Source organism: Nostoc parmelioides FACHB-3921 (genome assembly GCF_014696625.1).
GTDB classification, from domain to species: domain Bacteria; phylum Cyanobacteriota; class Cyanobacteriia; order Cyanobacteriales; family Nostocaceae; genus Trichormus; species Trichormus parmelioides.
Window position 1 is genome coordinate 25,254 of the sequence record NZ_JACJQL010000023.1, and the last position, 19,905, is coordinate 45,158.

Below are 19,905 nucleotides of genomic sequence, written 5' to 3' on the forward strand. Positions count from 1 at the left end.
ACCTGGTAAAAACAGCTAAAAATCAGATTCTATAAACTATTAATAAGTAATGGCAACTTTAAAGATGAAAATATTTATGCTTAATTTGATTTTGTATTTTAATTGACATTTATTTGCATAGTCATATTTTTCTACTCCAGATATGAATCTGAGAAAGAATTTAAGCATATTTTCAGTAATATTTAAGTAATGAGTCTTAAGTCTTGAGTCAAAAAATCATTTTTTAGTCTTCAGTCCCTAAAACGATTACCCTAACCAAAAGAGCTTGCCCAAACAAAGGCAACTAATATGGCAGCGATCGCCCCAATCAAGGTGTTAAGAATATTAACAATTTCATTAGTTAACCATGTGTATTTCGATTGCAATGTTGCACCAATTACACTTTCTAAATTTGTGGCAATCAAAGCAGCCAAGACACACCAAACAATTCCCAAGGGAGAAATTAAACCGACTCCCCAACCTGTAATAGCGATCGCCACAGAACCAACCACACCAGCTAAAGTCCCCTCTAAACTCACAGCCCCCTCTGTACCTTTAGGAACTGGTTGCAAAGTTGTAATTAAGAAAGTACTTTTGCCGTAAGCTTTACCCACTTCACTAGCGCAGGTATCAGAGAGTTTCGTACTGAAACTAGCGACATAACCTAGTAAAAGTAGGGACTGGGGACTGGGGATTAGGGATTGGGGACTGGGGGAAAAAAGCCCAGCATTGATAATTCCCACACCGACAGCACATAGCGCCGCAGTTAGAGCAGAACCCCACACATTTTCCGGGCCTCTTGCACCAGAACGCTTTTCAGCAATTCCCAGAGCTTCTTTTTGTGCCATCCCAATCCGTGTGACACCAGAACCTACAAGGAAATAAAACGTAACTACTAGATATCCTTGCCAGCCTAAAGTACCCCAAATCAGTATGCCCAAGAACCAAGCATGAAACACACCTGCTGGAGTGAGCAGTTTTTTAGGAGCGAACCAGACTAAACTCAATAAAATAGTATTTAGTCCTACTCCTACTAACCAAGGATTGGCAGAGCTAATAAATGAAAACATCAGCAAAAAACCACGAGTAGTTCGCCAGGATATCAAAAGAATAACGAATTTTAGGACTTCTGTGGTTAATTTCCTTTACTTCCATCCAAACAGCGCATAGATTATATTCCCTTTACTGGTAAAGTTCACTATCAACAGGCAAAACATCTCACAAATTTTGTTAGTCAGATATGGGTGTAGGGGTTTAGGGGTGTAAGGGTGTAGGGAAAGAAATTTACCCACTTTCCACTCCTTACTCATCGCTATCATGATGACAACAATGCTCACGCACTTCCGGTACAGGATCATAACCCCCTGGGTGGAATGGATGACAACGCAAAATGCGGCGAATCGCCATCCAGCCACCACGGAATACGCCAAATCTTTCAATTGCTTCGATGGCATACATTGAGCAAGTGGGTTGAAAGCGACAAGTCGGGGGATATAGTGGCGAAATAAACATCCTGTATCCCTTGATCAACCAAATAAATATTTGCTTCATAAGCGTCGCCCAAATCTTATAAATTGGTAAGAAAGGCATAAACTTTCTATCTTGTATTATCTTTGTTAAACTTAGTTTCCGAATTAATCTCAACACCGCCTTTATGGCTGCAAATTAGTATTGTTGCGGCTTGGGTATTTTTCATTCTGGCGATCGCTGGGCTGGTAAATCGTTTTGCCACTAGCGACTCAGAAATAGTCCGGAAAATAGTTCATATTGGCGCTGGTCATGTGATTTTACTGGCTTGGTGGTTAGATATCCCTGCCAGTGTAGGCATTGGTGCTTCCATTGTGGCCAGTGTAGTCACTCTGCTGTCTTACATTTTCCCACTTCTCCCTGGTATTAATAGTGTGGGTAGACAAAGCTTAGGCACATTCTTTTACGCTGTCAGTGTCGGCGTTTTAGTGGCTTGGTTTTGGCATATACAACAACCCCAATATGCAGCGATCGGCATGATGGTAATGGCCTGGGGTGATGGATTAGCGGCTTTGGTTGGACAGCGATTTGGTAAGCATAAATATAAACTTTTGGGATCGCAAAAAAGCTGGGAAGGCTCTTTAACTATGGCTTTGGCTAGCTATTTGGTATGTAGTTTAATTTTACTTGGTGTACTAGGCAACGTTTGGCAGACTTGGACTGTATCACTAGCAGTTGCTTTTGTCGCTACTACCTTAGAAGCCTTTTCTTTCTTGGGGGTTGACAATTTGACTGTGCCTTTAGGCAGTGCTGCTGTAGCATTTGCACTAATTCAGTTTTGGACACTGCATTAAAAAATGATTAGGGATTGGGAAATGAAAATAGGTAGGCTAGTCAAGGATTTCTGATTCAGCACAAGCTAAACACCCCGCTACCACTAACCGTACTCATTACTCACTTTGGTCAGAATATTTTTTCAAAGTACTTGACATATCCCCTACACAGACTGCTATATTAATAAAGTCGAAAGCTTTGGGGCGTCGCCAAGTGGTAAGGCATCGGGTTTTGGTCCCGACATCCCTAGGTTCGAATCCTAGCGCCCCAGTTATTATTAACTCTAATCAATCAGTACTTCCTTGGTAAATATCATCGTACTCTTTGAAAAGATGTTAGAGAATAAGAAACAAAATTTATTAAAATTTATTAGTATAAAAGTTCTAGGTTGGGCAAGATTTATTCTGCTCAGAAGTACTTTTGTCACGATCATTAACAAATTAAACAGTTTCGCCCAGCTTCCTATGAGGAAATAAAGACAATTATTTGTCTGGTGACTTTAAAGCCTGGTCTAAAACTTGTCTAGCCTGTTCTGCTTTAGCTCGCGCTTCTTGGTAGCGTAGGTTTGCTTGAGCAAAATTCTTGAGAACTTTAAAACCTTCCTTGAGGCGTGTGATTTCTTCCTCCGTTACAGCATCATCGGAGAATAGGACATCAACAGCCTGACGAATTTCTAAAGCTTCAGTGCGTGACTCCTGCACTTTTAGCTTGAGTGTGGCTAGGTTACTCAAAACTTGGACGGCTTGTGTAATCGAGTCTTCACCACTAACTGAGTCAGTCGATGGCTCTTTCACCTCTATTAATTGTTGAGGGCCAAATCCTTCTTCTAATTCTGTAGGTAGCTTACCAGCATCAATTAACTCAACCAACTGATCCATCGCTTTATCACGGGCTTTGGCTGAATCTTTCCCAGAAACGGTGAGGATAATTTCCGGACTTTGAGCTAGCGTGTACTGAACCATATTATGAATAACCAAGCCTAATAAGCATATTTTAACATTAAAGGTAGTGGGAAAGAGACGGGGAGAAAGCAATTCCCAATTCCTGCATAGCCTACGGCTTAGGCTTACACCTAAAAAATTTAAAATTGAGAGAACTTCCAGAAACTCACAACTCACCACGCCAATAACAAGTCTCTAAGAATCAAACTTTATACTTGAGTAAAGGAGAAAAATTTCAACAGGAGGGGAAGAGCTATGGCTCCCAATCCCACTATTATGCAGGCTGTGGAAAAATTGGGTTACCGAGTCACTGTTGGTGATGTGGCAACTCAGGCTGGATTAAATTTAGCGGATGCTGGGCAAGGGTTGTTAGCTTTAGCTAGCGATGCGGGTGGACATTTGCAGGTAGCAGAGACGGGTGATATTGTTTACCTGTTTCCTCGAAATTTTCGGGATGTTCTACGGAATAAATATTTCAAGTTACGATTGCAAGAATGGTGGCAGAAGATATGGAAAATTCTGTTTTACCTGATTCGCATTTCTTTTGGAATTTTTCTAGTTGCTTCCATTGCGCTGATCACTATAGCCATCTTTGTGATCATCACGGCAATGAATTCGAGTAACGATAATGACGATCGCAGTAGTAATTCTAGTGGTAGTTGGGGATTTTTCTATTTCCCCGATTTATTTTGGTACTTCAGCCCTAACTATGGCTATTCTGAGCCAGAAAGACGGCGTAGTAGCCAAGAAAGCAGTGATTTGAATTTCTTTGAGGCTGTATTTTCATTTTTGTTTGGCGACGGTAATCCTAACGCCAATTTAGAAGAACGCCGTTGGCAAGAAATTGCGACTGTGATTCGGGGTAGTCGTGGTGCAGTGGTAGCAGAACAAATCGCCCCATACTTGGATGATATAGGTGAAGTCTATCAGCAAGAATACGAAGATTATATGTTGCCTGTGTTGTTACGATTCAACGGGCAACCAAGTGTTAGTCCTGAAGGGCAAATTGTCTATTATTTCCCAGAGTTGCAGGTGAGAGCCAGCAAAAAACAACAGCAACCACTGTCAGTTTATTTGGAAGAATTTTCCTGGCGTTTTAGTGCGGCTAGTTCTGGGCAAGTTATGCTCAGTGCAGGTTTGGGTATAGTCAATCTAGTTGGTGCTTTGGTACTGGGTATTTTATTGGTAGATGGTACAGTTGCTGCACAATTGGGTGGCTTAGTCGCTTTCGTGCAGGGAATTTATTGGCTGTTGCTGGCTTATGGAATCGGTTTTTTGGGTGTTCCTTTAGTAAGGTATTTTTGGATTAAGTGGCGTAATGGAAAGATTGCCGGACGTAACCGCGATCGCCTCAGCCGTGCCAGAGTATTAACTAGTCCCGATGCAGCTTTACAACAAAAAATCGACTACGCCAGTCAGTTTGCCCAAGAGAAATTTATTGGCAATGAAGATTTAGTTTATTCTACCGAAACCGACCTACTCGACCAAGAAGTTGAGCGATCGGCGCAAATTGAGGCTGAATGGCTCAAAAGATTGGAGAGAGGGGAATAGGAGACAGAGGCGAGAAACAGCTACACAGCTACGACGCTTTTAAATTACATAGTCACTTGTATGGTTTGTTGGCGGTTAACTGTCAACCGTCAACCGTCAACCGTTAACAGCCAACACGAAAAGATGTACAAGTTAAAGCAAGGGCAACTTACCCAATCCCCAGTCCCCAATCACTTGGCCTTAATTGGTGTGAGGGCGACACCACGATAGTAATGTCCTAGTATTTGCAGGTGGTTAGCGCCGCGTAAAGCTAAATTATAAGCACCCCATTGGCTCATACCTAAGCCATGACCAAAACCTGCACCTTGGAGGGTAAAGCTACCATCTGCGCCTCTGGTGACGTTAAAGCGAGTACTTCTGAGTTTCAGGGCAGTACGCACTTCTTCGCCGCGTAGGACTTTCGTGCCTTTATCACCCACGACTCTTAAAGCTTTGACACTACGGAATGGTGAGAAGGATTCGGCAACTACTTCCCTGATATTGCCTATACCAGAAATTCTGGAGCTAATTTCTGTTGGAGTAAAAGTTCTTTGCCAATTACATTCTTTAATGTTTTGGTCATAGTCTTGAACAGCACGTAGATAAGGAAGGGGATTACTCCAAACATCTTCCACATTTTCCGTGTGTCCTCCAGAACAAGCGTGGAATACCGAAAGAATGAGATTATTGTTATAAGTTAATACTTGCCCGGCTGTAGCATCAACGGCGGCATAGGTTGTAGGAGATTCGCTGCTAACGCCTTTATAAATTTGCCAGCGATCTGGAGTATCACCTAAATCGTAAACCGGGTTACTGCGCTGTTGTTCTCGCTTGTATAGGGCATAGGTACGGGCGGCGATCGCCTGTGCTTTTAAAGCTTCTCCCGGCCAGCTAGAATTCATTTCTCCACCAACAACGCTGTAGAGATATTCTTCTAAATCTACCCAGTTAACTACATCTATACCTTTTTCTGTAGGTACAACTAAAGTTCTCCCCCGAAACCAGCGATCGCCTATATAAACGAATCCTTTCCCTGATGGTTCAATCCAAAACAAACCAGACTGCCATTTATCTAAAGCCACTCCCCCAGGAACAGCTTGGGCATAAAAAGCACTCATTGCCGGCAGTTGTCCCAAAGTACGCCCTGTACTATCTTTGACAATTGCCGTTGTGGAACTGCCAACTCTAGCTTGATTGACTCCCCGCTCAATGGCTACACGCAAAATGACAGAGGCTTGCGCTGGGGCAACCAAAGCGATCCACAATAAGATACCTAGCCACCAATGACGGACTTTAATCTGGGAAAGTAAAGAGCCTAACAACAGTTGAAATTTCATGCTGATCATCAAGTCACATTAGTATCTGTTAGCAGTTCTGAACTATAACGTCCACAACTTAAGATAAGACAGTTTCCTCAAGTAAGAGGTTGCCACTTCCTAACAATTATGCAATGTGTTTTCAATTGGGGAGGACTGTTGATTTTTGATTGTTGACTAAACTCAGCGATAAGCAACGCGGAGGCTTTGGATGAGAATGATTAAAGAGGCGATCGCCATCAATCCACCCCAAAACCAATAGGGTAATAATAAATATCGTTCCATCTGGGCTGTATCGGATAATCCCAAGGGGCCAGCAGAATAACTAAATAGATAATCTAATTGATGGTAGGTACTGACGCAGGCTTGTACACCTAAAAATTGAATGGCAAATCCCTGCATCCATCGGGGAGCTTTCAGGGAAATTCCCAAGATGATTAACCCTAACAGGGGAATAGCCACCAATCCAAAAGGGGAACGTACCCAAATTAATGTGGAAATTAATAAAACACTCCCCAGGATTTTTAAACTGAGGGAGGCGGCGGTAAAACTGCGGGAAGCCAAAATTAAGGCTGCACCTGCAAGTGGCGGCCCCATTGGCCCGGCGGCTGCAACCAAACCTGGGCCGATGGGGCCTAATGATGTACTGATGGCATAACTTGCTACACCGGAACCATTACCAAAAATTTGTAATTTCTGAAACTGACCACCCAAAAGCACAGCCATCAAACCATGCCCCATTTCATGAAACCAAGTAGCGAGGATGGTAAAGGGGTATAAAATATAATCTCCGCCTGGAACTTGCCACAACATTGCTGTAGCGATCGCTGCTCCCACTAACCAAGTTAACCCCATTCTCTCAACTTCTAGGGGGGCTTCTCGATGCAGTAAGGTTTCAAAATCTTTCCCTGGCTGGCTCATAATTAGTTTGTAATTCGTAATTCGTAATTATTACTATTTTGTACCCATATTTCAGATGTAAGGGTGTAGGGTTTTAAACACTGATACCCCTACACCCTTACACCCCTATACCCTGAATTTAGTTAAGCGAGTTTAAAGAGGAAAGTTACCAAATCGCCTTTACCTAAACTGATGCGATCGCCTGGTCTGAGGCGGTGTCTATTGCCTGGTAATAGGGGCAAATTGTTAATGTAAGTGCCGTTGGAACTGCCTACATCTTCTATATAGTGCGCGTCACCTTCCAAACGAATATCCGCGTGTACCCGTGAGACAATCTCCGAGTTGGCAAAGCCGGAAACATCGACATCGGGAGGAATGCGATCGTTAGGTTTACCAATATGAACCACAGATAAGCTGGGAGGTAGTTCTATTTCGCGATCGCTTTGGACGTGAACTAACCGGGCTGTAATTTGCTGTAATTGGGTTCTAGCAGGAGAAGGAGGTGCAGCTACAACAGTTTCTGGTGCTGGTGCTGGTTCTACTGCTGGAACTGGTTCTGGGGGCGCTACGGGTTCGGGTGGGGGAGTAGGAATACTTGCTTCTACCACTACGGGTTCGGGTGCTGGTGGTGGTGGAGCAGGTGTAACTTCCACTACCACAGGAGGTGCAGATGGGGGTGCTGCTACGGCTGTTGGTGGTAAGGGTGCAGGTGCAGGGGGATTCTCGTTAGCAACCGGATCAAGGCCTAAGGCATTGGGTTGTAACAATTCTAAAAGCGGGTCGGGACTAGCTAATGGTGGTACTTCTACTGGAACATCAGGGGCGACTGTAGCGACAGTAGCAGCAGGTGCGGCGACTGAGTGCAGGTTAAAGCCACACTGACCACAGAAAGCAGCATCAGATTGGACAGTTGCGCCACAGTTAGGACAATTACTAGTGGCGGGTAACGGCGTGTAGCAAGCTTCACATTGGACAGCGCCGTCTGGATTGGGGTGGTTGCAATTTGGACAGACGATCATTGATTTAAGCCTTTGTTCAAGAGCATCCTAAATATATTGCTAACAAGCAAACTAACCTTGGGAGCGGCTTTTGCAGTAGACACCCAAAGGTTAGACTTGTTTTTATGAGAAATGCGGCAAGGCGGTGACTCTAGCTTCCGATTTTAACAATTACTCGTGATGGGAAAATTAAACTGAGAGTTCCGCGCCTGCGGCTGCATCCAGTAGCCACAAAAGTTCACCTTGGGGCTGGATTAAGCGGGATGGATAAGCTAAGTCATCTGCACTCGGAGCAAATACTTGAGCAAGGGCTGGCCGTTTGTTAGCACCTGCAACCACAAAAATTACACTGCTAGCAGCGTTAATGAATGGGTATGTGAAGGTTATGCGGGGATTACCGTCTTTATTACCCACAGTAATTAAGCGATCGCGTACTTGTAAAGCTTCTGTGTGGGGAAACAAAGATGCAGTATGGGCATCATCACCCATGCCTAGCAATACCACATCCAAAGCAGGAAACTCTCCGGGTGCAGAGTTAAAAAATGTTTGCAAGTGCTGTTCGTACTTAGCAGCCGACACTGCCGGATTATTATCTAAAGTGGGGACAGCATGAATATTCTCGGCGGGGATATCAACGCGGTCTAGCCATGCAGTACGTGCCATCAGTTCATTACTATCGGGATGATCTGGTGAGACATAACGTTCATCTCCCCAGAAAACATGAATTTTATCCCAAGGTAATTTTTGGGCAGCGATCGCTTCATACAACGGCTTAGGTGTGCTACCGCCGGATAAGGCAATGGTAAATCGCCCCTGCTGTTTTATGGCAGTATCTAACTTAGTCAGGATCAAATCGAGCGATCGCGCAATTAGCGCTGTTTGATCCGGTAGGACTTCAACCGTTTTTTTCATGGCTTCATCATCACATTGCCTGCTTCCAGCAATACAATACCTAACTTCTGACAACCCCCCTTTTTAACTTTTGAAACTCTTAACATCAAAAATTCGGTGGGTATAAGTCAATATAATTTATCCTTATCACTTTCTCTAGTTGCTTGTCAGTAGTCAGTTGTACTAACCACTGAAGACAAGAACTAGTCAAGAAGAGGAAAAGGGGCAGGGAGCAAGGGGGAAGACCGAGACGGAGAGCTTCAGACTATGCCCCGTATAAGCGTCCTTTATGACGGGGCTTGTACCCTTCGCTCCGCACTCGCGTTGAAGGGAAGGGTTTGCTCCCCCTGCTCGCTGCTCCCTTCCCCCCTGCCTCTCCCAGTCAGACAGTTAAGGAAATATTGCATCTGACGGGGAAATTTTGTATAAAGTGCAGGCTTCCGCTATCTTAAGTTTTGAGATAACAAATTGCGCTTAACATGACTTCGCTCTTCCCTCACAAAAAAGCCAAAGCCTTAAAACCCAATAGCCGTCGCCCTGCTAAGGAACTATGCAGCGAGTGCGGGCTGTGCGACACATATTATATCCATTATGTCAAGGAAGCCTGTGCTTTTATTACTCAGCAGATAGACACACTCGAAGAACAGGCACACCAGCGATCGCGCAATCTCGATAATCCTGATGAACTCTACTTTGGTGTTCATCAAGACATGATTGCAGCACGAAAACAGCAACCAATCGCAGGCGCACAATGGACTGGTATTGTTAGCAGTATTGCCATAGAAATGCTGAATCGTGGTTTAGTGGAAGGCGTTGTCTGCGTCCAAAACAGCAAAGAAGACCGCTTCCAACCCATGCCAGTAATTGCCCGCACCCCAGAAGAAATACTAGCAGCGCGGGTAAACAAACCTACACTTTCCCCAAACCTTTCTGTATTGGAACAAGTCGAAAAATCGGGGATGAAGCGACTGTTAGTCATTGGTGTTGGTTGCCAAATTCAGGCCTTACGAGCTGTAGAAAAAAAATTGGGTTTAGAAAAGCTCTATGTTTTAGGTACACCTTGCGTAGATAACGTTACCCGCGCCGGACTGCAAAAATTCTTAGAAACCACCAGCCGCTCACCTGAGACAGTCGTACATTACGAATTCATGCAGGATTTCCGCATTCATTTCAAGCATGAAGATGGCTCAATTGAGAAAGTCCCATTTTTTGGGTTAAAAACGAATCAACTCAAAGATGTCTTTGCTCCTTCCTGCATGAGTTGTTTTGATTACGTCAACTCCCTAGCCGATTTAGTTGTTGGTTACATGGGCGCACCCTTCGGCTGGCAGTGGATTGTTGTCAGAAATGATACAGGTAAAGAAATGCTGGACTTGGTGCAAGACCAGTTAGATACTCAGCCTGTGATGTCCCAAGGTAATCGACAAGAGGCTGTACAACAGGGAATCCCCGCCTATGACAAAGGTGTGACCCTTCCCATGTGGGTGGCAAAAATGATGGGTGTGGTGATCGATAAGATTGGCCCTAAAGGGTTGGAGTATGCGCGGTTCTCCATTGATTCCCACTTTACCCGCAATTATTTGTTTGTAAAGCGGAATCATCCTGAGAAGTTAGCAGCCCATGTACCGGAGTTTGCCAAGCGCATCGTGGGGCAGTATAAGTTACCGTAGTGACAACCTTCAAGCCTCTCCCACAGCATCGATCGCCGCCTCTAGGGCGATCGCCACATGACTCCAATGAGTCCCCCCTTGGCAATACACCACATAAGGCTCACGTAAAGGCCCATCCGCCGAAAATTCCAAAGTACTCCCCTCAATAAATGTCCCCCCAGCCATCACCACCTGGCTCTCGTACCCCGGCATATCATCGGGAATGGGGTCAAGGTAAGAACCCACAGGTGAATTCTGTTGTACAGCCTTACAGAAGGCAATCAGCTTCTGCGCCGAACCCAATTTAATCGCCTGAATCACATCCCCACGGGGCGCGAGGGGTGCAGGATTTACCGGATAACCAAGTTTGTCAAATACATAACCAGTCAGGTGAGTTCCCTTCATCGCCTCACCCACCATCTGAGGCGATAAAAATAATCCTTGAAATAACAGGCGATTTTGATCAAATGTCGCCCCACCGTAACTACCAATACCAGGAGCAGTCAGGCGACAAGCTGCTGCTTCTACTAAGTCAGCCCGTCCAGCTACATAACCACCAGCCGTCACAATCGTCCCACCAGGATTTTTAATCAAAGAACCAGCCATTAAATCAGCACCAACGTGGGTAGGTTCCTGGGTTTCGATAAATTCGCCGTAGCAGTTATCGACAAAGCAAACAGTGTGAGGATTTTGCTGTTTGACTAAATTAACAACTTTTTCAATATCGGCAATGGATAAGCTAGGCCGCCAGGAATAACCACAAGAACGCTGAATTAACACTAAGCGGGTTTTATCAGTAATGGTAGTACTTAAAGTTTGCCAATCGATAGATCCTTGGGAAGTTAACTCCAATTGGCGGTATTTTATGCCAAACTCAATAAGGGAGCCTTGACCTTGACCCCGTAAACCAATAACTTCTTCGAGCGTATCGTAGGGGGAACCAACTACTGCTAACATTTCATCACCAGGCCGGAGTACACCAAACAGGGCGCAAGCGATCGCGTGAGTTCCCGAAACAAACTGCACCCGCACCGCCGCAGCTTCAGCACCCATTACTTCGGCAAAAACTTTGTCTAAAGTTTCTCGACCTAAATCATCATGACCATAACCACTTACACCAGCAAAGTGGTGCGCTCCTACGCGCTGATTACGAAAGGCTTCCAGCACTCTTTTCAGATTTTGCTTGACCTGAGCGTCAATTCCAGAAAAAATCTCTAACAGTGCCTGTTCTGCTTGCCGCAGCTGTTCCAAGCTGTTCATTACTTCCTCGTTAACAAAAAAACTATAAATATGCGAATTGCGGAATCGCACAGACTAGGCTGAACAATTTTAATTCGAGTTACTGCATGACAATTGCTACTTCCACTAAACCTCAAATCAACTGGGTAAACACCCTATTTTTTCTTGGGCTACACATCGGCGCTTTGTTTGCCTTTGTCCCTGGTAACTTCAGCTGGGCGGCAGTTGGTGTGGCTTTATTGCTTTACTGGATCACTGGCGGTTTGGGTATTACCTTAGGCTTCCATCGCCTTGTCACCCACCGCAGTTTTCAGACTCCCAAGTGGTTGGAATATTTTCTAGTGCTTTGCGGGACTCTCGCTTGTCAAGGAGGGCCAATCGAGTGGGTCGGTACACATCGCATTCATCATTTACATTCCGATACTGACCCAGATCCCCATGATTCCAATAAAGGTTTCTGGTGGAGCCATATTGGTTGGCTAATTTATCACTCTCCCTCCCACGCTGATGTTCCTCGGTTCACCAAAGATATTGCCGAAGACCCAGTTTATCAGTTTTTACAGAAATATTTCATCTTTATCCAGATTGCTCTGGGTGTATTGCTGCTATCTCTAGGCGGCTGGTCTTTTGTGGTCTGGGGAGTTTTCTTTCGCATCGTCTGGGTTTACCACTGTACTTGGTTGGTAAACAGTGCTACTCATAAATTTGGCTACCGCACCTATGATTCTGGAGACAAATCCACTAATTGTTGGTGGGTAGCTGTATTAGTGTTTGGCGAAGGCTGGCACAACAACCACCACGCTTTTCAATATTCAGCTCGTCACGGGTTGGAATGGTGGGAAGTCGATTTGACTTGGATGACAGTGCAATTGCTGCAAATACTCGGTTTAGCAACTAATGTCAAACTAGCAGACAAAAAGCAGTAATTAGTTTATTATGTGTCATTAGTTATTTGTCTAAAAAATGACTAATGACTTAGTAATTTTTTCGCAATCAAATATCTACTCGTTAGTTCTCAAATAGCTTCCGGAAATTAGTTACAGGTGCGCTTGGCTAGCTAAAGTTGCTATGATGCAGAACGTTAATTCTCAAGTACTTTGCGGCAAGTTACTTTTGTGGTGGCTTGGTAGAGGAGTTTGTTGTTATTCAGGTTTTCATGACTACATCAATCATCAAAAATCAGGAAATAAAAAATAAGCTTAGTAATCCCGAACTAAAGCTCAAAGATATTATTAAAACTCTGCCAAAGGAATGTTTTCAGCAGAACCGTCGCAAAGCGTGGACACAAGCACTACTTAGTGTTGTCATGGTGGGTTTAGGTTACTGGAGTTTGGCGATCGCCCCTTGGTTTCTTTTACCCATTGCCTGGATTTTTACAGGTACTGCTTTAACAGGTTTTTTTGTGATTGGTCATGATTGTGGACACCGTTCATTTGCCAAACGTCGTTGGGTAAATGACTTGGTAGGGCATATATTTATGATGCCGTTGATATATCCCTTTCATAGTTGGCGGATTAAGCATAATCACCACCACAAGCACACCAACAAATTAGATGAAGACAATGCTTGGCATCCCATAAGACCAGAAGTGTTTGCCAGTTGGGGTAAAACTCGTCAGTCTGCATTTAAGTTGTTTATGCGTCAAAGGCTTTGGTGGGTAGGTTCAGTCGGACATTGGGCTGTCGTGCATTTCGATTGGCGGAAGTTCAAAGTTAAAGACCAAGCTGATGTGAAACTTTCTGTAGCTGTAGTAGTTTTATTTGCGGCAGTTGCTTTCCCCACCCTCATCGCTACAACTGGTATTTGGGGATTTGTAAAATTCTGGTTTGTGCCTTGGCTGGGTTATCATTTCTGGATGAGTACCTTCACTATTGTTCACCATACATTTCCAGATGTTCCTTTTGAAACAGAGAACAAATGGCATGAAGCTATGGCACAGTTATTTGGGACTATTCATTGTGATTATCCCAAATGGGTAGAAGTGTTGTGTCACGATATTAACGTCCACGTTCCTCATCACCTTTCTACAGCTATTCCTTCTTATAATTTGCGGCTAGCTTATAGCAGCATTAAAGAAAATTGGGGTGATTATCTACATGATGAACTTCGCTTTTCTTGGTCTTTAATGAAGTTTATTACTGACGAGTGTCAATTGTATCAAACTGATATTGGCTATCAGCCTTTTAAAGATTATTACGCAGGACGATAGGTTTTTTAGCCAGTAGTATTAGCTAGGATGCTCACTTAAAATCCTCATGTCAAAAGATAATTTATGATTCTGTAACTTCCATAAATTTTGGCAATTCACTACTTACTGATGATTAATATGTGAATTGCCAAAAATTCTTGAATAAAAATTCAGCAATCATAAATAATCACCCACACCTTAAAATCCTATTACTGGATGTGGCTTGCTTACCTTGAGCTATTATCCATTAATGGATTCTGAATTTTGCCTTTTGGATGTGCAAGAACTAGCTTCGCAGACATCGCCGAATCATAGTTACGCACTCATGCTTCAAGTAAAGTCCGATTTATATTCCACAACAGAATCAAGTGCAATCAACTACAATCCCCTCCGATAATTCTCCTAGCTTTGATCAATCAGAGAATACAACTACACTGCCCTTTACTCTTCAGGATTTAAAAGCGGCTATTCCGGCTGAATGTTTTCAACCAAACGTGGGCAAATCACTGTTTTACTTTTTTCGTGATGTAGTGATTGTTAGCTCACTATATGCAGTTGCTCATTATCTAGATTCTTGGTATTTCTGGCCAATTTTCTGGTTAATGCAAGGAACGATGTTTTGGGCTTTGTTTGTGGTTGGCCATGATTGCGGACACCAATCTTTTTCTAAGCATAAATGGCTTAATGATTTAGTTGGGCATCTGACTCACACTTTCATATTAGTCCCTTATCATGGTTGGCGTATTAGTCACAGAACTCATCACAAAAATACTGGAAATATCGATAATGATGAAAGCTGGTATCCTGTGACTGAATCACAATACAAGGAAATGCCATTAGGTCAGAAAATAGGACGTTATTACGTGTTTCTTCTGGCTTATCCAGTGTACTTGTTTAAGCGCTCTCCTAATAAAGAAGGCTCTCATTTTTTACCTAGTAGCTCTCTTTTCAAGCCATCAGAAAAATGGGATGTCATCACCAGCACTGTACTGTGGACTTGTATGGTTGCTTCGTTAGGTTTCCTAACTTATCAATGGGGCTGGATGTGGTTGTTAAAATACTACGCTGCACCATACATCGTGTTTGTTATTTGGCTCGATTTAGTCACATTCCTACACCACACTGAGGCCGATATTCCCTGGTATCGTGGCGAAGATTGGACTTTTCTTAAAGGTGCAATTTCTAGCATTGACCGCAATTATGGTTTAGTCAATCATATCCATCACGACATTGGTACTCATGTAGCACACCACATTTTTTTGAATATCCCTCACTATAATTTGTTGAAGGCTACTGAGGCGATTAAACCAGTCATGGGTGAATATTACCGCAAGTCAGAAGAACCTATTTGGAAGTCGTTGTGGCGTTCTGGCGTGAGTTGTCATTTTGTACCCGATACTGGTGGAAAAGTTTACTACACTTCTAACAATCAAGTAGTGAATAAGTAAATCAATTCCAAAACTTAAAATTTAGTGGTGTGGCAAGTCTAAAATAATGCAATAACAGAAATTCTATTCGCATACCCTACGGGAAGACTTCGTCAATATATGCACGCATCTGCGTTCAATTTTATTCCAGTTTATTGCAACACTTTAGTCATCTCAGTTCAGTAGGCTAACGCATCGTGATAATTAAGCAATTCTTGCTTTATCAGAGTTTCTGAATTTGCATCCATAACAAAAAGGCAAAAGAATTAATTCTTTTGCCTTTTTAATTTAGATGATAACTCTTAGAATTTAGTCTTCATAGTCGTCATCATCCTCGTCATCATCCTCATAATCATCGTCTCCCTCATCTTCTATTTCTACGAGGTCATGGATTTCATCAGCAATCAACTCATCATCATCGAGAATTGAGCGACGGTTATTAAATCCGGTTTCCGCAAGACCAGGAGAATCTAAATTGTAGGCACGAGCTGTACGGTCATCTAATACCATATCTAGAGGATCATCTGTTTCATCCAAGACACTGGTAGTTTCCAGAGTTGAATAATCTTCAAGCATCCCAGGTTCATCATAGGTATTGTAACCAGTTCCCGCCGGAATCAATCGACCGATAATCACGTTTTCTTTCAAACCACGCAACCAGTCGGATTTACCCTCAATGGCTGCTTCAGTCAGAACCCGTGTTGTTTCTTGGAAGGATGCGGCAGAAATGAAACTGTCGGTATTTAAAGATGCTTTAGTGATACCTAACAATACTGGAGTATATTGCGCTCTCGCACCGCCAGTAATTGCCATTGCTTCATTAACCTGCTCGACTTGGCGCAATTCTACCAACTCACCGGGAAGCATAGTGGTATCACCACCATCATCAATCCGCACTTTGTTGGTCATCTGGCGCACAATCACTTCAATGTGTTTGTCGGCGATGTCAATACCTTGGGATTGATACACCATCTGCACTTCATTCACTAGGAATGTTTGCACTTTTTGTAAGGCGTGGCTAGCGCAAGCATAAATTCCATCTTCCGAACCCAGACTGAAGAATACTTCTAAAATTTCGTGAGGGTTGGAAGGGCCATCACTCAATGGTTGTCCGGCTGGTACGACGGAACCATCGGGCATGGCTAAGTTTTGTCCAGGGCCAAGAGGATAATCGGTGACTACCCCATTGGATTCTATAACTTTGATGGCGATCGCTTCATCACCATCACCGTATACTACCTTAACTTCCCCGCCCCGTTTTGCTAAGATACAAGCTTCTTTGGGTTTGCGGGCTTCTAGTAGTTCTTCAATCCGAGGCAAACCTTGAATGATGTCTCCGGTTTTTGCTCGTTCAAAGACTAGCAGCACCAAGGTATCACCCCGTTGCACCAAGTCGCCATCTTCTATCTGCAATACTGCACCAGGGCTGACTCGATAAGGACGACCCGCACGGATAGTCACGGCATAGTTCTGGGTGCTAAGTGCTGCATCTTGAGTGGTGGTGCTTTCACCCGCATTTTTCACCGCTACAATTTGCCCAGATTCTTCGGCAAAGACACCAGGAGCAAGTTCTGTACCTGCGACGATTAAATCACCGGCTTTGACTTTGGGCTTGGCACTGATATTTAGTGTTGCCATGTCACTATGACGCAGTACTAAACAACGACGCACTGCTTCGGTTCCCTTCTGCACACCTCTGACAATCCCGCCTTCTTTAGACAAGATTTGGGTACGTGCAACTACGGAACCGGGAACAATTGTGTCTCCATCTTTTACTTCTAGGCTAGTTTGGGTACTACCTTGGGTGGCATCGGCAGCAATGTCACGACGCAAAATCAAAGATTCCAAAATTACCAGCTGCAAGCGCTGAACATCTGCATTCTCAGGGTCAGGAATTAACTCAATATCTGCGGCTAAAGGAGAAGCATTATGTTCTTGTTCGCCTTCCTGCTCAATTTCCAATACTAATTGGGTACGTAGCAGTTCCACACCTTCCACCGACTTGACCCGTTCTGAATCTTTGTAAGGCAATCTTTGTACTGCCCGCATTTGAATTGAACGTCCTGTTTGTTGGCTCACAGATGTAGTAGATGGCACATCAGGATTACTGGGTACAGCAAACTCTACCACGGGACGGCTCAACAGTGCCGGGCCTTCTGGCGATTCCACATATTGGATGTAACGCAGTTCTGTGGCAACTTGCCCCAAAAGTTCTTCACCAGGTTGTAACAGGGTATTATCTCGCCCAATGACTGCTTCTGGATCATCTACCATGAGCAGTTCCCCTGGCTTCACCACCACTTCCCGGAGGATGTCATTTTTCTGGGTGACTTCTACCACACCACTGTTTTGGCAGAAAATGTCTTTGACGACTTCTGTACCAGCTTCGACAAACTGCCCGTCTTCTACCAACAGCAAGGAGATATCTTTGTTAACTTCGTGGGTTTCTTCGGGAATCCACAACAGTGTACCGCCCTGTACCACTTCATAACCAAGTTTGGCTTTACCTTTCTTCTGGACTTCTACCCCCGCGAATTTCAGGAAACCACCAGTAGTTGTGCGATAACGGTCATCAATTAACTCAGCAACTACTTGACCATTCTGCACTTTTGTGCCTGGGGTAGTTCGCAGATTGAATACTTGGTTGTTACCTGTGGTAATTAAGTAGTTGTTACGACCTTGGGAACTCTGGACGGTGACGGTTGCTTGATCTAAGACCACAGAAGCGGTAATGATTTCAATTTCTTTGGTACTCTTTCCTGGGGTAGCTTCTGGTAAACGTACCACACCACCATGTATAGTTGTTAACTTAGTTTCTGCAAGTACGCCGTTAGTTTCGACGCGATCGCCATTTTTCACTACCAATTCTGCACCTGGTGGCAAGTTATACACTTCCCCAGAGAGAATCCAAATCAAACCACCTCTGGCGGCTGTGGTAGTAGTGTTACCTTGACGGTCGGTTTTTTGTTCGGGAACAACTTCGGCGAACTTCACTTCTCCGGCTAAGTCGGAAGCCACATCTTTTACGGCTTTTTCTGTATTTGTCCGGGTGGTACGTCCGCCAAGGGCAACTTCTGCTAATAATTGACCTTTCTTGACCTGTTGTCCATCAACAATATAAATTGTGGAACCTTGGGTCACATGAATTTCTTGAGGTGGTGGGGTTTCTGAACCTTCCTTGCGTGGTTCCAGAATCATAATCCCGTTGCTTTCTACAAACAAGGCATCTTCCCCGTGGCGGGTACGATGGGTTCTTGTCCGCAGTTTCCGGGGTAGCTTGATAGTTCCATCCATTTTGGAACGGACTTGTTGGGCTACTTCCCCGGTGAACACACCACCAGTGTGGAATGTTCTCATGGTGAGCTGGGTTCCAGGTTCCCCGATACTTTGAGCAGCAATAATCCCGACCGCTTCACCTAAATCTACCATCTTGGCGTGAGCCAAACTCCAGCCATAGCAGTGCTGGCAGACGGAACGAGCAGCTTCGCAGGTAAGAGGCGATCGCACTACAACTTCTGCCACCCCAGCTTTTTCAATTTCTTTGGCTAAGTCATCAGAAATTGGCGTATTGCGTGCGGCAATAACTTCTTTTGTTTTGGGATGGATCACATCTTCTCCCACCACCCGTCCTAGCAAGCGTGTAGATAGCTTGATCAAGGTTTTGTTACCTTCGGTCATCGGTCGGACGGGAATACCTCTAGTAGTACCGCAATCAATTTCCCGAATGATCACATCCTGGGATACGTCTACTAGACGACGGGTCAGATAACCAGAGTCGGCGGTGCGTAACGCTGTATCTACTAAGCCTTTTCTCGCACCGTAAGACGAGATAATATATTCTGTAACTGTCAGACCTTCGCGGAAGTTGGTTTTGATGGGTAAGCCAATAATTTCCCCTTGGGGATCTGCCATCAATCCCCGCATCCCCACTAACTGACGTACCTGGGAAATATTACCCCGTGCGCCAGAGAACGCCATCATGTACACAGAGTTGAGGGGATTGGTTTGTTTGAAGTGAGTAACCACCTCGTCCTTGAGGGCTTCACTAGTACCGTTCCAGGTATCAATTACCTTTTGGAAACGTTCTACTTCCGTAATTTCTCCCCGTTGGTAACGGACTTCAGTCGCGCGAATTTCTTCTTCCGCCGCATCCAAAAGACTCCGCTTGCTAGGTGGTACCATCAAGTCATCAACACTAATGGAAACCCCAGCTCTAGTAGCATAGCGAAAGCCTAAATCCTTTAATTTATCCGCCATTACTGCGGTACGCGCCGTTCCATAATGGGTAAACGCCCAAGAAATCAAATTTCTCAGTTGACCTTTGTCAACGACGCGATTGCGAAAAATCATCTTTTCGTTAGTCATTAGTCATTTGTCCTTAGTCATTGGTCATTAGTCATTGGTCATCTCTTACAAAGTTCTGTTCGGAGGAAACCTCCGCTCAACGCCACTTGCTTTCCAACGCAGAGCGACAGGAACGCAGTGGCTCGACTTTGCGTTTAGCCAATAGTCCCTAGTTTTTGCTATATAACTATGGACTATTGAC

General features: G+C 44.2%; 15 protein-coding genes and 1 tRNA gene. 7 read left to right on the plus strand and 9 right to left on the minus strand.

Annotated elements, in window-relative coordinates:
- Positions 1–251: 251 nt before the first annotated feature.
- Entirely contained in the window at positions 252–1,049 is a 798-nt protein-coding gene (locus H6G14_RS16205; protein WP_190568382.1) for a TIGR00297 family protein, read from the minus strand.
- Between the two features lie 232 nt (positions 1,050–1,281).
- Positions 1,282–1,530 carry a membrane protein insertion efficiency factor YidD gene (yidD, locus tag H6G14_RS16210; protein WP_190568383.1) on the minus strand — a complete coding sequence of 83 codons (249 nt, stop codon included), beginning with the start codon at positions 1,528–1,530 and terminating at the stop codon, positions 1,282–1,284.
- Positions 1,531–1,592: 62 nt separating this feature from the next.
- Between yidD and H6G14_RS16215 the strand changes: the two genes are divergently transcribed.
- Together H6G14_RS16215 and H6G14_RS16220 are read left to right on the plus strand one after the other, a co-directional pair.
- Positions 1,593–2,300 carry a diacylglycerol/polyprenol kinase family protein gene (locus H6G14_RS16215; protein ID WP_190568384.1) on the plus strand — a complete coding sequence of 236 codons (708 nt, stop codon included), beginning with the start codon at positions 1,593–1,595 and terminating at the stop codon, positions 2,298–2,300.
- A gap of 179 nt (positions 2,301–2,479) precedes the next feature.
- A tRNA-Gln gene (locus H6G14_RS16220) sits at positions 2,480–2,551 on the plus strand.
- 211 nt (positions 2,552–2,762) lie between these two features.
- On the opposite strand, the gene H6G14_RS16225 is transcribed toward H6G14_RS16220, so the two are convergent.
- Positions 2,763–3,242, minus strand: a complete 480-nt coding sequence (locus H6G14_RS16225) for a hypothetical protein (protein ID WP_190568385.1) — start codon at positions 3,240–3,242, stop codon at positions 2,763–2,765.
- Between the two features lie 234 nt (positions 3,243–3,476).
- Here H6G14_RS16225 and H6G14_RS16230 point away from each other — a divergent pair, with 234 nt between their 5' ends.
- Positions 3,477–4,772: a hypothetical protein gene (locus tag H6G14_RS16230; RefSeq protein WP_190568386.1), complete on the plus strand. Its 1,296-nt coding sequence runs from the start codon at positions 3,477–3,479 to the stop codon at positions 4,770–4,772.
- 170 nt (positions 4,773–4,942) lie between these two features.
- Here the strand turns inward: H6G14_RS16230 and H6G14_RS16235 are convergent, their stop codons facing one another.
- The 4 genes from H6G14_RS16235 to pgl all read right to left on the minus strand — a co-directional run bounded on the left by H6G14_RS16235 (position 4,943) and on the right by pgl (position 8,877).
- Complete coding sequence (locus H6G14_RS16235) at positions 4,943–6,097, minus strand: SpoIID/LytB domain-containing protein (protein ID WP_190568387.1); 1,155 nt, start codon at positions 6,095–6,097, stop codon at positions 4,943–4,945.
- Between the two features lie 153 nt (positions 6,098–6,250).
- Complete coding sequence (locus H6G14_RS16240; protein WP_190568388.1) at positions 6,251–6,988, minus strand: M50 family metallopeptidase; 738 nt, start codon at positions 6,986–6,988, stop codon at positions 6,251–6,253.
- A 122-nt stretch (positions 6,989–7,110) separates the two neighbouring features.
- Entirely contained in the window at positions 7,111–7,986 is an 876-nt protein-coding gene (locus H6G14_RS16245; RefSeq protein ID WP_190568389.1) for an FHA domain-containing protein, read from the minus strand.
- 168 nt (positions 7,987–8,154) lie between these two features.
- Complete coding sequence (gene pgl / locus H6G14_RS16250) at positions 8,155–8,877, minus strand: 6-phosphogluconolactonase (RefSeq protein ID WP_190568390.1); 723 nt, start codon at positions 8,875–8,877, stop codon at positions 8,155–8,157.
- Between the two features lie 458 nt (positions 8,878–9,335).
- On the opposite strand from pgl, the gene H6G14_RS16255 reads away from it, so the two are divergent.
- Positions 9,336–10,526: a Coenzyme F420 hydrogenase/dehydrogenase, beta subunit C-terminal domain gene (locus H6G14_RS16255; protein WP_190568391.1), complete on the plus strand. Its 1,191-nt coding sequence runs from the start codon at positions 9,336–9,338 to the stop codon at positions 10,524–10,526.
- A 9-nt stretch (positions 10,527–10,535) separates the two neighbouring features.
- Here H6G14_RS16255 and H6G14_RS16260 read toward each other — a convergent pair whose 3' ends face one another.
- Entirely contained in the window at positions 10,536–11,765 is a 1,230-nt protein-coding gene (locus tag H6G14_RS16260) for a methionine gamma-lyase family protein (RefSeq protein WP_190568392.1), read from the minus strand.
- An 86-nt stretch (positions 11,766–11,851) separates the two neighbouring features.
- On the opposite strand from H6G14_RS16260, the gene H6G14_RS16265 reads away from it, so the two are divergent.
- From H6G14_RS16265 to H6G14_RS16275, 3 genes are all read left to right on the plus strand, one after another.
- Positions 11,852–12,670, plus strand: coding sequence for an acyl-CoA desaturase (locus H6G14_RS16265; RefSeq protein ID WP_190568393.1), 819 nt, complete (start codon positions 11,852–11,854; stop codon positions 12,668–12,670).
- Between the two features lie 230 nt (positions 12,671–12,900).
- Entirely contained in the window at positions 12,901–13,953 is a 1,053-nt protein-coding gene (locus H6G14_RS16270; RefSeq protein ID WP_190568394.1) for a fatty acid desaturase, read from the plus strand.
- Between the two features lie 347 nt (positions 13,954–14,300).
- Entirely contained in the window at positions 14,301–15,380 is a 1,080-nt protein-coding gene (locus H6G14_RS16275; RefSeq protein ID WP_190568395.1) for a DUF3474 domain-containing protein, read from the plus strand.
- A 288-nt stretch (positions 15,381–15,668) separates the two neighbouring features.
- On the opposite strand, the gene H6G14_RS16280 is transcribed toward H6G14_RS16275, so the two are convergent.
- A complete protein-coding gene (locus tag H6G14_RS16280) occupies positions 15,669–19,724 on the minus strand; it encodes a DNA-directed RNA polymerase subunit beta'' (RefSeq protein WP_190568396.1) in 4,056 nt (1,351 codons plus the stop codon).
- Positions 19,725–19,905: the final 181 nt, after the last annotated feature.

Coding starts and splice junctions, on each gene's coding strand:
- H6G14_RS16260 (WP_190568392.1), bottom strand. CDS start 11,765: ATGAACAGCTTGGAACAGCTGCGGCAAGCAGAACAGGCACTGTTAGAG.
- H6G14_RS16225 (WP_190568385.1), bottom strand. CDS start 3,242: ATGGTTCAGTACACGCTAGCTCAAAGTCCGGAAATTATCCTCACCGTT.
- yidD (WP_190568383.1), bottom strand. CDS start 1,530: ATGAAGCAAATATTTATTTGGTTGATCAAGGGATACAGGATGTTTATT.
- H6G14_RS16235 (WP_190568387.1), bottom strand. CDS start 6,097: ATGATCAGCATGAAATTTCAACTGTTGTTAGGCTCTTTACTTTCCCAG.
- H6G14_RS16240 (WP_190568388.1), bottom strand. CDS start 6,988: ATGAGCCAGCCAGGGAAAGATTTTGAAACCTTACTGCATCGAGAAGCC.
- H6G14_RS16270 (WP_190568394.1), top strand. CDS start 12,901: ATGACTACATCAATCATCAAAAATCAGGAAATAAAAAATAAGCTTAGT.
- H6G14_RS16265 (WP_190568393.1), top strand. CDS start 11,852: ATGACAATTGCTACTTCCACTAAACCTCAAATCAACTGGGTAAACACC.
- H6G14_RS16280 (WP_190568396.1), bottom strand. CDS start 19,724: ATGACTAACGAAAAGATGATTTTTCGCAATCGCGTCGTTGACAAAGGT.
- H6G14_RS16245 (WP_190568389.1), bottom strand. CDS start 7,986: ATGATCGTCTGTCCAAATTGCAACCACCCCAATCCAGACGGCGCTGTC.
- H6G14_RS16230 (WP_190568386.1), top strand. CDS start 3,477: ATGGCTCCCAATCCCACTATTATGCAGGCTGTGGAAAAATTGGGTTAC.
- H6G14_RS16255 (WP_190568391.1), top strand. CDS start 9,336: ATGACTTCGCTCTTCCCTCACAAAAAAGCCAAAGCCTTAAAACCCAAT.
- pgl (WP_190568390.1), bottom strand. CDS start 8,877: ATGAAAAAAACGGTTGAAGTCCTACCGGATCAAACAGCGCTAATTGCG.
- H6G14_RS16205 (WP_190568382.1), bottom strand. CDS start 1,049: ATGTTTTCATTTATTAGCTCTGCCAATCCTTGGTTAGTAGGAGTAGGA.